The sequence below is a fragment of the Rhodococcus sp. MurmanLake-1 genome (genome assembly GCF_056945715.1).
Map to the genome: position 1 here is coordinate 471,721 of NZ_JBWZNF010000002.1, position 14,064 is coordinate 485,784.

13 protein-coding genes are annotated in these 14,064 nt (G+C 62.0%); 6 read left to right on the forward strand and 7 right to left on the reverse strand.

The features are described 5' to 3' along the window. Nucleotides 1–3: 3 nt before the first annotated feature. From AC2ETI_RS08600 to AC2ETI_RS08620, 5 genes are read right to left on the reverse strand one after another with little or no spacing between them, the layout of a single operon-like run. Nucleotides 4–1,437: an aldehyde dehydrogenase family protein gene (locus AC2ETI_RS08600; protein WP_483633785.1), complete on the reverse strand. Its 1,434-nt coding sequence runs from the start codon at nt 1,435–1,437 to the stop codon at nt 4–6. Next, on the reverse strand, nt 1,434–1,934 hold the full coding sequence (locus AC2ETI_RS08605) for an SRPBCC family protein (protein ID WP_483633786.1): 501 nt from the start codon (nt 1,932–1,934) through the stop codon (nt 1,434–1,436). The genes AC2ETI_RS08600 and AC2ETI_RS08605 overlap by 4 nt, the downstream gene beginning before the upstream one ends. Beyond that, on the reverse strand, nt 1,931–3,022 hold the full coding sequence (locus AC2ETI_RS08610) for a PDR/VanB family oxidoreductase (protein WP_020908820.1): 1,092 nt from the start codon (nt 3,020–3,022) through the stop codon (nt 1,931–1,933). The genes AC2ETI_RS08605 and AC2ETI_RS08610 overlap by 4 nt, the downstream gene beginning before the upstream one ends. Continuing rightward, entirely contained in the window at nt 3,019–3,951 is a 933-nt protein-coding gene (locus tag AC2ETI_RS08615) for a metal-dependent hydrolase (protein WP_483633787.1), read from the reverse strand. The genes AC2ETI_RS08610 and AC2ETI_RS08615 overlap by 4 nt, the downstream gene beginning before the upstream one ends. Further along, nucleotides 3,951–5,507 (reverse strand): flavin-containing monooxygenase, encoded by a 1,557-nt coding sequence (locus AC2ETI_RS08620; protein ID WP_042952734.1) that lies wholly within the window; start codon nt 5,505–5,507, stop codon nt 3,951–3,953. The genes AC2ETI_RS08615 and AC2ETI_RS08620 overlap by 1 nt, the downstream gene beginning before the upstream one ends. Before the next feature lie 183 nt (nt 5,508–5,690). Here AC2ETI_RS08620 and AC2ETI_RS08625 point away from each other — a divergent pair, with 183 nt between their 5' ends. Together AC2ETI_RS08625 and AC2ETI_RS08630 are read left to right on the forward strand one after the other, a co-directional pair. Continuing rightward, nucleotides 5,691–6,347 carry a TetR/AcrR family transcriptional regulator gene (locus tag AC2ETI_RS08625; RefSeq protein WP_020908817.1) on the forward strand — a complete coding sequence of 219 codons (657 nt, stop codon included), beginning with the start codon at nt 5,691–5,693 and terminating at the stop codon, nt 6,345–6,347. Beyond that, nucleotides 6,344–6,970, forward strand: a complete 627-nt coding sequence (locus AC2ETI_RS08630; protein WP_483633788.1) for a TetR/AcrR family transcriptional regulator — start codon at nt 6,344–6,346, stop codon at nt 6,968–6,970. Before AC2ETI_RS08625 ends, AC2ETI_RS08630 begins: the two co-directional genes overlap by 4 nt. Before the next feature lie 4 nt (nt 6,971–6,974). On the opposite strand, the gene AC2ETI_RS08635 is transcribed toward AC2ETI_RS08630, so the two are convergent. Further along, entirely contained in the window at nt 6,975–8,153 is a 1,179-nt protein-coding gene (locus tag AC2ETI_RS08635) for an acyl-CoA dehydrogenase family protein (protein ID WP_020908816.1), read from the reverse strand. A 187-nt stretch (nt 8,154–8,340) separates the two neighbouring features. On the opposite strand from AC2ETI_RS08635, the gene AC2ETI_RS08640 reads away from it, so the two are divergent. Beyond that, complete coding sequence (locus AC2ETI_RS08640; protein ID WP_029256036.1) at nt 8,341–10,062, forward strand: FUSC family protein; 1,722 nt, start codon at nt 8,341–8,343, stop codon at nt 10,060–10,062. On the opposite strand, the gene AC2ETI_RS08645 is transcribed toward AC2ETI_RS08640, so the two are convergent. Beyond that, nucleotides 10,038–11,000 carry a sigma-70 family RNA polymerase sigma factor gene (locus AC2ETI_RS08645; protein WP_019744956.1) on the reverse strand — a complete coding sequence of 321 codons (963 nt, stop codon included), beginning with the start codon at nt 10,998–11,000 and terminating at the stop codon, nt 10,038–10,040. The two genes, AC2ETI_RS08640 and AC2ETI_RS08645, sit on opposite strands and share 25 nt — an antisense overlap. Before the next feature lie 277 nt (nt 11,001–11,277). Between AC2ETI_RS08645 and AC2ETI_RS08650 the strand changes: the two genes are divergently transcribed. From AC2ETI_RS08650 to AC2ETI_RS08660, 3 genes are read left to right on the forward strand one after another with little or no spacing between them, the layout of a single operon-like run. After that, the gene (locus AC2ETI_RS08650) at nt 11,278–12,357 is read left to right on the forward strand and encodes an ABC transporter substrate-binding protein (protein ID WP_019744955.1); all 1,080 of its coding nucleotides are present in this window, start codon (nt 11,278–11,280) and stop codon (nt 12,355–12,357) included. Beyond that, complete coding sequence (locus AC2ETI_RS08655) at nt 12,354–13,175, forward strand: ABC transporter ATP-binding protein (protein WP_483633789.1); 822 nt, start codon at nt 12,354–12,356, stop codon at nt 13,173–13,175. The genes AC2ETI_RS08650 and AC2ETI_RS08655 overlap by 4 nt, the downstream gene beginning before the upstream one ends. Further along, on the forward strand, nt 13,168–14,040 hold the full coding sequence (locus AC2ETI_RS08660; protein WP_030535349.1) for an ABC transporter permease: 873 nt from the start codon (nt 13,168–13,170) through the stop codon (nt 14,038–14,040). Before AC2ETI_RS08655 ends, AC2ETI_RS08660 begins: the two co-directional genes overlap by 8 nt. Nucleotides 14,041–14,064 lie beyond the last annotated feature (24 nt).

The following is a 14,064-nucleotide window of genomic DNA, read 5'->3' on the forward strand; positions in this document are numbered from 1 at the left end:
GCTTCAGTGCCTTCCGTGTAGAGCGCGGATGAGAACCTTGACCAGCCAGTCGATTCGGGCGGTCCGTCGAAACGTCGTCAGTGGTAGGGGCGAACGGAATCGTTGCCTGGTCATCGACCGGGCATAGGTGAACTCCTTCAGACCATCTGGGCCGTGAACGCGTCCGAAACCAGATGCTCCGACCCCACCCAGTGGCAGGTTGGGAACCGCGGCATACATCACGTAAGAGTTCACCGACGCTCCTCCGGATCGGAGCCGATCGGCAACAGCCACTCCATCCTTGCCGAACACGCTTGCTCCCAATGCATATGGCGACGCATTGACCAACTCCACCGCCTCGTCTATCGAGGCGACCTTGGTGATCGTCATCGTCGGGCCGAAAGTTTCCTCCGTGACGGCGAGGCTGTCTTCGGGGACGTCGACCATGATGGTCGGTTGCACATACTGGCCGGAGATCGAGCCGAGCCCTCCGAGAACGACACGTCCACCTCGAGACACCGCGTCGACGATGTGGCGCCGGATTACAGCCACTTGCGAGGGCATGGTGATCGGACCGATCTTGTCTTCGGCCCCCGGGCCCGCACGAACTCGGGCAGCCAAAGTGATTGTCTTGTCGATAAACTCGTCGTATACCTGTTCGTGCACGTATACACGCTCGACGCCCAGACAGGTTTGACCGGAGTTGGACAATGCGCCCCACACCGCAGCATCCGCGGCGGCACCAACATTTCCGTCGGCATCAAGGATGAGCGCGTCCTTACCGCCACATTCCATCAACACCGGTGTGAGGGTCTCGGCGCACGCTGCCATGACTTTCTTGCCCGTCGCGGTCGATCCGGTGAACCCGATCTTGTCGACACCGGCCAGGCACAGTGCCGCGCCGACCGAACCGTCGCCTGTGACAACTTGCAGCACAGGATGTTCAGGGACGACCTCGGCAAACGCTCGGACCAACCATTGCCCGACTGCCGGGGCGAACTCACTCGGCTTGTAGACCACGGCATTGCCTGCAGCCAGCGAGAACGAGAGCGAACCGAGCGGGGTGAAGACCGGATAGTTCCACGGACCGATCACACCGATCACCCCGAGAGGTCGATACTCCACCGAGGCGGCCTGATTGACCGTCAACAAACTGGAGCGGACGCTGCGCCTGCCCAATACCTTTCGGGCATTCTTCGACGCCCACGCGAGATGTTCGAGTGCCATGGCGATTTCGAGCATCGCGTCAGGGTGCGGCTTGCCCATGTCCCGGTGCACGACGTCGGCGAGTTCGGATGCTCGACGAGCGATGATTCCACGCCACCGATCCAGTCGACGAGCGCGTTGCTCGAATGTCAGTTCTGCCCACCACTCGGAAGCAGTTCGGGCGTCGCGCACTGCCTGTGTCACCGTGTCGTCGGACGCCTGTGTAGTCGTGTCGATCTCGGTCGCCGTCATCGTGGAGTTCCTTGAAGTGTGTGGTGAACGGCGCCGTCGGCCCAGCTGCGAGTGACGCGTTCGAGGATCGGTCGGGACAGAGACAGAATCGGGGCGAACAACGGCTGCGCTTGGACAGCGAACGTCCAGGTGAGGCGGCTGCCAGTCGAAGTCGGTTCCAGCACCAGATCTTCGGCGAAGCGTTTGAACCCCGGCAGTGACGCCGACTCCACGTAGAACGTCATTCGGTGCCCCTCGTCCCAGCGGAAGAATCTCTCGTTCAGTGCAGCAAAAGCGCCGGCGCGCACGGTTCGGGTAGTCCCGATGCCGAATGGTCTGGCCGAGGTCCAGTCGGCTCCGGTGATCCCGCGCGCCCACGACGTGAGCGCTCCGTCCGCGGTCAACGTCTGCCACAAGCTTTCGCACGTCGCTTCGGATTCGATCCGGTGAGTGATCACCAGCGGCGCGGATCGGACGAAGTCTGCGTCGGCTGCCGCAAGAGAGAATTCTCCCCTCACAGGTCCACCACCAAAGAAGCACCGGTGGAACGTGATCGACAGGTCAACATCGAATCGGCACGTTCGGATTCGGTGAGCAAGGTGTCTCGATGATCGACGCTCCCTGAGAGCACCCGAACCTTGCACGTACCGCAGAAGCCCTGTTGGCAGGAATACGCGACTCCGGGAAGTGCACGTCGTATCGCAGCCAAAGCACTTTCGGACTCGCCCACATCGACGGTGAGACCGGTGCGCGCCAGATGCACCGTGAACTCCTTGCCGTCGACTACCGGGAGTGGGGAGAACCTCTCGCTGTGCACCGATCCGGTCGGATTGCCGGCGAAGGTCGCCGCGCGCACCATGTTCATCAGCGGCGCCGGTCCGCACGTGTACACCGCGGCACCGGGATCCGCAGCAGCGACCAGTGTTTCGATATCCGTCGGGCCCAACTCGTCGTCCGGTCGGATGGTTACCCGGCCGCTGGAGTATTCCTCGATCTCGTCGAGAAATGGCATGGCCGTCCGAGTTCGTCCGAGATAATCCAAACGCCATGGGATTCCGCGGCGGTGACAACGTTGCACCATGGGAAGGAGCGGAGTGATCCCGATTCCGCCCGCAACAAAGAGGTACGACGGAGCCGCGACAAACGGAAATGCGTTGCGTGGCCCTCGGACGTCCACAACCATGCCGGGTTTCAGCGACTCGTGTATCTCGCGCGAGCCGCCCCCACCCTCGTCGATCCTCCGGACGGCGATCCGATACGAGGACAAGTCGTCGGGGTCGCCGCACAGCGAATACTGTCGTTGCCTTCCCGAGGGGAGAAAGATGTCGAGGTGGGCGCCGGGAATCCACGACGGAAGGGTGATTCCTTCCCTCGGGGTCAAGGTGACACTCAGGACGTCGTCGCACTCTGACCGGACGGACTTCACGTCCAGAGTCATGTCGAACCCGCTGTAGCGGACCGGGCTGGGGCGCGAAAGTATGTGCGCTGCTGGACTTGCTGCAAAGATTCGGCGGTATGCGCCGGTGGCTTGCGCGGCAAACCTCAACGACCGGGTCGGTGTGAAGTCGGGTGCGTCGTGGGAACTGTCGGCAGTCGTCTTGTTCATCCTGCGCTCGCTTCGGAAGAACGATTGGCAGCAGGCGAGCGAGCGAGGTAACGCATGGCGACGTCCATGTCCCCGATCTGGGAAGGATGGAAGCTCGGCCGCAGATACGGAGGAATCTCGGTGATCAGGAATTTCATGTTGGGTACCAGGCCACGACGGGTGGCGCTTATCAGTTGGAGAGGCCACAGTCGGCCTTTCGTCGCGGACGGGTCCTGTCGGAACAGGTAGTTCATCGAGGCGATGAACAGCACGAACAACGTGAAGCTGGCCAGCAGCGCCGTGCGAACACGTCTGGCGTAGCTGCCGTCCACGTACATGTAGGCGTCGAAGGCTACGTTGCGGTGTTCGACTTCCTCGGCGCCGTGCCACTTCACCATGTCGAGCATCATCGGGTGCATGCCGGCATCTTCGAGGGCGGGATCGGTGAGCAGCCATTCCCCGACCACTGCCGTGTAGTGCTCCATGGCGGCAAACAAGCCGAGACGTTCACAGAGCCAGGCGTGCTTGGCTTTTCCGGTCAATCCTTTGTCGCCCAATATCTTGTCCACGAGCCAGTCCATCCGGCGTGACATCGGTTTCATGTCCATGCCGAGGTCCGCAAGATGCTCGCGTGCACCTTTGTGCGACGACGCGTGTGTTGCTTCCTGGCCGACGAATCCCACCACCTCTTCGTGCAGGCGAGTGTCTTCGATGAGCGGGAGTGCTTCGGCGAGCGTTGCGGACATGGCCCGCTCTCCTTCGGGTAACACGAGATGCATGAAGTTGATGACGTGGGTGACCATCGGTTCGTTCGGCACGTAATGCAGTGGTACGCCGTCCCAGTCGAATTCGACGTCACGGGCGGCGATCGCATGTGCTTCGTCGGTGTAGCGGCGAGCGCCGGACGGTGCGACGACGGGTGTGCCTCGGAAGGCGTTGATGCCGAGCATTATCGGCTCCTCACGGTTTCTCGAGCAGTGGTGAGTGCTGCGGACGAGACGGGTTGTACCTGCGCGTAGTGAGCGAGGTCGGCTCGTTTGGTCCTGGCCCGGAATGATCGGTTGAATCCGGGATAGAAGGTGTAGTTGCGACCGCCGTCGACGAGGTAGTAACTACTGCACCCACCGGCGTTCCACACGCTGGTGGCGAGTCGGCGGTCTGTCGCGCGTACGAACTCGCGTTGCACGTCTGCGCGGACGTCGATGCTGCCGATGCCGCGCTCGTCCATTTGAAGAATGCAGCTCACGATGTACTCGACCTGGGCTTCGATCGTGACGACCTGTGAGGTGTAGACCACGGAATTGGGGCCGAGGATCATGAAGAAGTTCGGAAAACCGCTGATAGTGGTGCCGAGGAAGGCCTCGGCACTGCCGTTCCACGTCTGTGCGAGGCTGCGGCCGTCCTGGCCTCGGATGATGTCGAACGACGGGTTGTCTCCCATCCGAAAGCCGGTTCCCATGACTATGGTGTCGACTTCCCGGAAGGCGCCATCCGCGGTGAGAACTCCGCGCTCCTGCACCTCGACGATTCCGTCCGTCACCACCTCCACATTGGGTGACGCCAGCGCGGGATAGTAGGTGTTCGAGAACGTCGGACGCTTGCATCCGAATGCGTAGTGGGGGAGCAGCTTTGCGCGAAGATCCGGGTCCCGCACCTGCCGGCGAAGGTGTGCTCGGCCGAGTGCGGCCAGCCCTTTGAGAAGTGACGGCTTGTACACGAATCCGGGTACCAGGGCTTCTTGAAGCAGGTCGAGTCCCTTGCGTGCCAGTCGTTGGGTGAGCGGCACCCGCTCGAAGAGAGCGCTTGGCCAGCCGGTCATCGGCTGATCCGGATGCGGCAGGATCCACGTCGGTGTCCGCTGGAACACGGTCAACGTGTCCGCGAGCGGTTGCAGTCTGGGGATGATCTGCACCGCAGAGGCGCCGGTGCCGACCACGGCTATCCGCTCACCGCGAAGGTCGTGGTCGTGGTTCCAGTCCGCGGTGTGGAACATCTGACCACGAAACGATTCGAGCCCGGGAAGGTCGGGTGTGGCGGGGGCACTGAACGGGCCGGTGGCCGCGACCAGGAACTGTGCCTCCCAGACGGTTTCCGCAGCGTGTATCCGCCAGATCTGGGCTTGCTCGTCCCACGAAGCTTCTGTCACGTCCTGGTTGCAGTGGAAATGACCGGCCAGTCCGAAGCGATGGACGCAATCCCGGAGATAGTCGTAGATCTCGGGCTGTAGCGGATACAGCCGCGTCCAGTTCGGATTGGGCGCAAACGAGAACGAGTACAGAATCGACGGGATGTCGCACTGTGCACCGGGGTAGGTATTGACCTGCCAGGTCCCCCCGGGCTCCGCGGCACGTTCCAGAACGACGAAGTCGTCGATCCCGGACTGCTTCAAGCGGACAGCCGTTCCGATGCCGCCGAAACCGGCTCCGATGACGACGACTCGTGTTCGGCGAGTTCGAGTTTCCTCGTCACCGGCCGATGGCCCCGAGGTTGGGTCGATGTCGACCATGTGTGACGCCTCCTGATTGGTGCGTGAACAACTGAACGAAGAGTAAGTCTGACATCAAGTGATGTCAACAGCGATTGATGTCAGAATTGAATTGATTGACATCGTGCGATGTCAGTTCGCTTGCCGAGGTCGCCGCGATAACCTGAGGTCGAGAGCACTGCCGGTCAGTGAGAACATGGGGACATGACGGATACCGAGGCTCGGCGCACCGGCCCGCGCAGGTGGCGTGGGCAGGAACCAGAAGATCGCCGCGCCGCGCGCCGGGCACAGCTGATCGAAGCCGGGTTGCAGATCATGGGCACCGAGGGTGCGGCCGCCGCGACCATGCGTGCGACCTGCCGCGAGGCTGCGCTGACCGAACGGTACTTCTACGAGAGCTTCGCCAATCGTGACGAACTGCTGGTCGCCGTGCTCGACGAGGTCGTTCTCGGGGCGCGTGACACTATTCTGGACGCTCTCGAGGCGGCACCTTCCGAACCGTCGGCGCTGATCCGTCACGTGGTGAAGGCCTTCACCACCTACGTATTCAAGGATCCGCGCCGTGGACGCATCATGTTCGTCGAATCCCAGGCGGAACCTGCGCTGTGGGATCGAGGGCGAGAATTGATGGCGGAGTTCACCAATCCGATCTCCGCGTCGCTCGAGCTGATGTACGGCGGCGAGGCAACCGACTCCGCGAACTCCGAACTCAATTCGGTGGGGCTGTTCGGTGCCCTCGCGTTCATCTATCAGGCGCACACCCCGTCCTCCAAGATCTCTCGTAAGCGTTTGGTGGAACACATTTCGCTCATGGTCGAAGCGCAGGCGACGGTCAACAGCACGCCCGCGAGAAAAGAATGACGTCCGCGTCGGCCACAAGCGGAAAGCGTCTCGGTCCTGAAGACCGGCGTGAGCAGATCATTGTCAGCGCGGCAAAGGTTTTCGAGGAGAAGTCTTTTGCCGACGTCTCGATGACCGAGTTGGCCAAGGCGGCCGGGGTCGGTCGTCCGCTGCTCAATCATTACTTCGGCTCCAAGCGGGAGTTGTACCTCGACGTCGTGCGGCGATTCGTCTTCATTCCCGAAGTGGCGGTGGACCGCATTCCGCGATCGGCGAGCCAGGAGAAGCGGATCGGCGCCGTGATCGATCGGTGGCTCGACGTCGCCTGGCGTCATCGCGACATGTGGATCTCGACAGTCATGTCCGACGACCTCCGCCGTGATCCCGAGATGGATCGGATCCTGCAGGACGCTGACGACGTTGCTGCGCGACGGATGATGGATGCGCTCGAGATTCGACCGAGTGAAGGCAGCGAGGCTGCTGTTCATTCGATGATCGTGGCGTACGGAGGATTGGCGAAGGCCGCCAGTAAGCAGTGGTTGGTGACGGGAGCGCTCGACCGCGTACAGGTGCACCTTCTGCTGGTACGCAGTTTGCTCGCCATCGTGCGTGACGTTCTGCCGGCGTGCGAGGCGGATTCCTGATTGCTCAGAGTGATCTCGCCACGAGGTCCTTCATGACTTCGTTCGATCCGGCGTAGATTCGCTGAATACGAGCGTCGGCGTACATCTGAGCGATGGGATATTCGAGTATGTAGCCGTACCCGCCGTGTAGTTGCACGCAGCGGTCGATCACGGCGCACTGCTGGTCGGTGAGCCAGTACTTGGCCATCGCGGCGGTAGTCGCATCGAGCTGCCCGGCAAGGTATTTGACGATGCAGTCGTCGATGAACGTTCGTGAGATACGAGCGATGGACGCACACTCGGCAAGTTCGAAGCGGGTGTTCTGCAGATCGAAGAGCGTTTGCCCGAACATGTTTCGGGATTTGGTGTACTCGACGGTGAGGGCGACGGCACGCTCCATTGCCGCAGTGGCTGCAACTCCGCAGATCAATCGTTCAGGCAGTAGCTGCTGCATCAGCTGGGCAAACCCTGTGCCTTCGCGGTCCCCGAGCAGGTTTGTTGCAGGCACCCGCAAGCGGTCGAAGAACAGCTCGGTGGTGTCCTGGCCCTTCTGTCCGACCTTCTCGAGTATTCGCCCGCGCTCGAAACCCGGTGTGTTGTCATCGACCTCGGCCACGATGAGCGACACTCCACGCGCTCCGAGGCCGGGATCGGTCTTGGCGGCAATGATCACCAGATCACAATTGCGACCGTTGGAGATGAATGTCTTTGCGCCGCTGATCAGATAGTCGTCACCGTCGCGGACGGCGCGGGTGGTGATGTTCTGCAAGTCGGATCCGGTGCCGGGCTCGGTCATGGCGATTGCGCCCACCCACTCGCCGCTCACCAGCTTCGGTAGCCAGCGCAGTTTGTGCTCGTGATCGGCGTAGGCATTGAGGTAGTGCGGCACGATTCCCGAGTGCACGCCGAGTTGGAGTGAATGATCACCCGCCATGACCTGCTCGTGGAACAGCACGGCGTCGTGCGCAAACGTTCCTCCTCCGCCGCCGTACTCGGTGGGGATCGACATGCCGGCGAGCCCGAGCGTCCCGAGTTCCCGATATGCGGATTTGTCGGGAAAACCCTGGGACGCGAAGCGTTTCTGATGCGGTGTGACGTGTTTGGCGAAGAAGTTCCTTGCCAGGTCGGCCACGGCCTCCAATTCGTCGTCCATCCACGGGGACCGGCGTTCGGTGGTTCGGGTTGCGGTAGATCCTTGCGTCATCGTGATTCTCCCGATCGATGAAGTGCGACCCGCGAGCGGATCCGACTCCACCTATCATCCACACTGTTGACAGAGTGTCAATAACGGGGTGGTCGAATCGACCTCCGGACCCGCCTCGAATTCCACGTCGGCCGCCCGCAAGAATGGGAGGACACAGACACGAACAGGCCGGCGCGAAGGATGGGCAGTGGACCCCGAAGAAACATCAGCGGGTCACGAGTCCAACCTCCCGGCTCCGCGGCCGGCGCGCAGCGTCCTGTTCGGATTGCCGCCGGTGGGAAACAGGTACCCCGGAGCGGTTCGCGTCGCCCTCGCCCTGGCGATTCCGGCGGCCATCGCCACACTGCTCGGATTCGGGTCTGCTTCGCTCCTGGTCGGCCTCGGTGCATTTGCATCGATCTACGGTGAGGGTCGTCCGTACCGGAGCAGGTGGAAGGCAGTCGGTATCGCCGCGACGGCGCTGACGATCCTCTCCTTCATCGGGGCATCAGTGGGTGAGCCCGTCCACCGAGCCATCGCCGAGGGAGCGCCGACGGTGCTGCTCGTCTTTGTCGTGCTGATCATGGCCGTCGTGGTGTCGACCTGCGCCTTCACCGTCGACGCGCTTCGATTGGGTCCACCGGGCGCGTTCTTTCTGTTGCTCACCACCGAGATCAGCTCCGTGATCGCCACTCCCGGCCAGCCGCCGGTCGAGGTCGCGATGTGGACGGCAATCGGTGGGATCAGCGCGGTGGTCGTCTCGATGACGGGAATCCTGTGGGCACCGAGAGCTGTCGAACGCAGCGCTGTACAGGCAGCCGTATCGGCCGTTGCGGAGTACACGGACGCTCAGGCGGCGTACGCCCCACCCGAACTCACGCGAGACAAACGCCACGCTGCAGCACTTCGGCTGCACGACGCGTGGCAGTGCCTTTACCGCGGCGCAATCGTCGGGAAAGACCACCCGTTGACCCGTGAACTCGAACGAGCGCAGATCTCGATGGCCAGAGCGATCTCCGACGACCACGATCCGGAGCTCATGGCGGACCCCGCGTTCGACGTCGACGAGGTCGGGGCTCACCCGCCTCTTCCCGATCCGACGATCCGATATCGGTTCCTCCGCGCCTGCAATCCGTCCAGCCGAGCGTCGGTCACGGCACTTCGGCTGTCCATTGCCTGCATGGCCGCGGGAACCCTCACCGTCCTGCTCGGCATCGATCGCCCGGACTGGGCGGTGATCGCCGCGGCGATGGTCCTTCATCAAGGACCGGATCGAATACTGGGCACCTATCGCGGAATTCACCGCATCGGCGGAACCGTCCTCGGGTTGATTCTGTTGGGTGCCATCTACGCCTGGAGTCCGACCGGTCTGTGGTTGGTGGCGGTACTTGCTGTCCTGATGGCCGGGATCGAGCTGTTCCTGGTGCGGAATTACGGGATAGCCGTCATCTTCATCACCGCCCTCGCGATTCTCCTCGGCGCGGCCGGTGGTGCGCACGGGACCGTCCAACATCTGATCCTCAGCCGCATGCTCGAGACGGCAATCGGCGTCGTCGTGGCGTTGGTGGTCCTGTGGACGGTGGGGCGCGGTGCGCATCGACGCACTCTGATCTGGGTCGACGAACGGGCGAGTAGCGTCCTGTTCAAGCTACTGACCGAAATTCGCGCGAGGCACTATGCACCACAGGCGAATTGGTCGGAGCTTTCGGAGCTTCGACGGGACCTGGACTTCGAACTGCGAGGTAGCGCGATGGCCGGGATCGACGCCGCCCACAACGAACCCGAGTGGGCGTCGCAGCAGTGGAGGACGCACACCGAATTGCATCATCTGGGATCGGATGTACTGCACCGACTGTGGTTCGGAACGCAGGTGTCCAGATCACACCTCGAGGAATGGGAGTCTCGTTACTTGCGTTCGGGTTCGGTGTGATCGAGCATCGGCACAGCGCTGAACTTGGCTGGATTCGCAATATCGTAGGCTGCGCACACAACTCCGTCGCGGACAGTGAAGCCGGCAACGCGAGCGGCGAACTGCGGGTACTGGTCATCCCCTGGTGAGCCGGCGAATACACCGCCGAGCCGTCCGTTGACGAGAACCGGTGACATCGAGAACACCGCTGCCGGTCCGTACTTGCGGGCCAATCCCAGGTAGAACCGCGCCACACGATCGCTGCCGCGCACAATGTTGACAGCCGTGCGGGTCGTTCCGCCTGCGTCACCGATCAGGACGGCATCGGGATCGAGTGCATCGATCACGGCGTTCAGATCTCCACTCGCGATAGCCGTCACCAATCGCTCGACGGCGGCAGCATGCTCCTCGCTACTGACCGGGACCGGCGCCGACGCTGCGGCTTTACGGGCCCGCGAGGCCAACTGACGGGCAGTGGCTACTTCGATGTCGAGGATGCGCGCAACCTCGGCGAAGGGCACGTCGAAGCCGTCATGCAGGACGAAGGCAACGCGTTGAGCGGGAGTAAGGGTGTCCAGGACGACGAGGGCTGCAAAACGATTCTGCTCCTGCGTCACGACGTACTCCAGCGGATCGGGTGTCGCTGAGGGTGTGCCCGCGGTGGCGTCGACGGGCGTGACGATCGGCTCCGGAAGCCACTGTCCGACATAGCTTTCTCTTCTGACTGCGGCCGATTTGAGATGATCGAGGCAGATCCGACCGACAACAGTGGTGAGCCATCCGCGCAGCTCCCGGATCTCGAGGTCGCTTCCTTGTCTCGATTGTGCGACTTGCAAGCGTATCCATGCCTCCTGCACCGCATCCTGAGCGTCGCTGAAACTTCCGGTGAGACGGTAGGCCACCGACGTCAGGTGGCCACGGTGTTGCTCGAAGTCCTGCGCAGTCGTCGGCGAAAGCATGCCCTCATGATACGGACCTCACACATTAAATCCGGCATGAATGTAACCGTTGACCCAGGTAGTGGGTGCCGACGTATGGTTTCGGCACTGCTAACGGCTCGATTCTGTCTTCACATTCATTGGAGTCTCACGTGTTTCGGTCTTTCCCGCTCATGTCGCTCAACTGTTGTCGTTGAACTGACATTCCCCACACCTGCCTGTGCCGAGCGCCGCACACGGCGCTCCGGACAGGTGTAGCCGAGAACTGAACCAATCATCTTCTACAGGAAGCAACTTCATGATTCGCCCTCGTTTCGCGCGCTCGGTAGCCGCGGCCGTCGCCTTTGTCACTCTGTCCAGCCTTGCCGTTGCCTGCTCGGGCTCCTCCGACGAAGTCGTCAAGACCGCCGACGGCAAGACCGTCCTGCGGTACGAGGGCAGCACCGGACAGGTCATCTACCCCGAACTGGCCGCTGACCTCGGTTACTTCAACGACGTGGAGCTCAACTGGATCGGCGATACGACCAGCGGCCCTCAGAGCATTCAGAACGCAGCGACTGGTCAAACCGAGTTCGGCGGAGCGTTCAACGGTGCGGTGGTGAAGTTGGCATCCGCCGGTTCACCGATCACCTCGGTCATCGGGTACTACGGCTCCGACAAGGAGAGCTTCAACGGGTACTACGTACTCGACGACAGTCCGATCAAGTCGGCGAAGGACTTGATCGGCAAGAAGGTCGGGATGAACACCCTCGGTGCGCACCACGAGTTCGTCGTCCGTGAATGGCTTGCGCGGCAGGGACTTACGCCTGACGAGATCAAGCAGGTTGAATTGATCGTCGTTCCGCCGGTCAACACGGAACAGGCGCTGCGGCAGGGACAGATCGATGTCGCCACCCTCGGCTCGGTCTTCCGTGACTCAGCGCTCGAACGCGGTGGTCTTCGCGAGCTGTTCACCGACGAATCGCTGTTCGGCTCGTTCACCTACGGCACGTTGGTGTTCCGTGACGACTACATCGCGCAGAACAAGGAGGCGGTCGCCGATTTCGTACAGGGAACAGCGAGGGCCATCCGCTGGACGCAGACGCACCCACGAGAAGAAGTGATCGCGAAGCTGACGTCGATCATCAACAGCCGCGGACGCAACGAGGACACCAAGCTCATCAGTTACTGGAAGAGCCCAGGAGTCGCCGGTCCCGGCGGAACGATCACCGATACCGAGATCAGCACGTGGATCGACTGGCTCACCCGTAACGGCGAACTCGAAGAAGGAAAGTTGAAGCCGTCGGACATCTACACCAACGAATTCAACCCGTACGCCAACGGAACGTATTCACCCGACAGCGGCGCTGACGGACAGGCACTGGAGGCAGCAAAATGAGCGCAGAACCGAAACTACGGCTCGAGCACGTCACCAAACAGTTCGACATTCGTGGGACCGACGAAGTTTTCACCGCGGTCGAGGACATCAACATCGACGTGGCGCCGGGGGAGTTCCTGGTCCTCGTCGGGCCGAGTGGTTGCGGCAAGTCGACTCTGCTGGACCTCCTCGGAGGACTCAGTTCACCCACGTCCGGTCGAATCCTTCTGGACGGCAAGCAGATCACGGGCCCAGGCTTGGATCGGGGAATCGTCTTCCAGCAATACGCGCTACTTCCATGGCGAACTGCACGTCACAATATCGAGTTCGGACTCGAAGCGAAGGGCGTGAAGAAGAGCGAGCGACGCGAACTCGCCGAGCATTACCTCGAACTGGTCGGTCTGCAAGGTTTCGCGGATCGCTATCCGCACGAGTTGTCCGGTGGAATGAAGCAGCGAGTCGCGATCGCCCGCAGCTTGGCATTCGATCCCGAAGTGTTGCTGATGGACGAACCATTTGCTGCGCTGGACGCACAGACGCGAGAGTCGCTGCAGGACGAGCTTCTGCGCATCTGGAAGGCCACCGGCAAGACCATCCTGTTCATCACCCACGGAATCGACGAGGCCATCTACCTCGGGCAACGTGTTGCAGTACTGACTTCGCGCCCGGGGCGCGTCAAGACGATCGTCGACATCGACATCGACCGGTCCGGCGACGACGTGCGATCAGGTGAGGAGTTCCGAGTGTTCCGGCACCGGATCTGGACGCTGCTGCACGGTGAAGTCGAGCGCGCTCGGGCCGGCGAACTCGATCCTGCCAAGGAGGTTGCACATGTCTAGCGCATTGGCGACGCCGGAGGTGGTCGCCACCCCGAAACCGTTGGCCGACAAAACACCTGACATTGCGCAGCGGAGCCAGGCCGGCGGCAAGGCGGCGCGCTACATTGGTTCCACCGCCTGGCGGATTGCCAAGCCGTCGATTGCGATCGCGATCTTCCTCGGTATCTGGGAAGCGGCACCTCGGCTCGGGCTGGTGGACAAGGTCTTCCTCCCGCCCTTCACCGAAGTTGTGTCCGCATTCTTCACTCTCGCCGAGAACGGACAATTGCAAGAGCATGTTTCGGCCAGTCTGACGCGTGCGCTGACCGGATTCTTCGTGGCCATCGCGATCGCGATTCCATTGGGAATCGCGATCGCCTGGTACCGCCCGGTCTCCGACTTCCTCAACCCGATTCTCGAATTGTTCCGCAACACAGCAGCCTTGGCTCTGCTTCCCGTCTTCGTGCTGATTCTCGGAATCGGTGAGGAATCGAAGATCGCCCTGGTGATCTACGCCTGCACCTTCCCGATTCTGCTCAACACGATCTCCGGTGTGCGGACAGTGGACCCCCTGCTGATCAAGTCCGCTGCCTCGCTGGGGTTCTCCTCGATTCGGCTGTTCCAGAAGGTGGTTCTGCCCGCCGCAGTTCCCACGATCTTCACGGGTATCCGCATGGCCGCCGCGTCGTCGATTCTCGTGCTGATCGCCGCCGAAATGGTCGGGGCCAAAGCCGGTCTCGGGTATCTGATCACCGCTTCCCAACTCAACTTCCAGATCCCGAACATGTATGCGGGCATCGTCGCGATCTCGTTGTTGGGTCTGACAATCAACGCGATTCTGGTCCTGATCGAACGTCGGCTCTCGCGCTGGCGCGTCACCACCTGACCACGCTTTCACGGAAAGATTCTG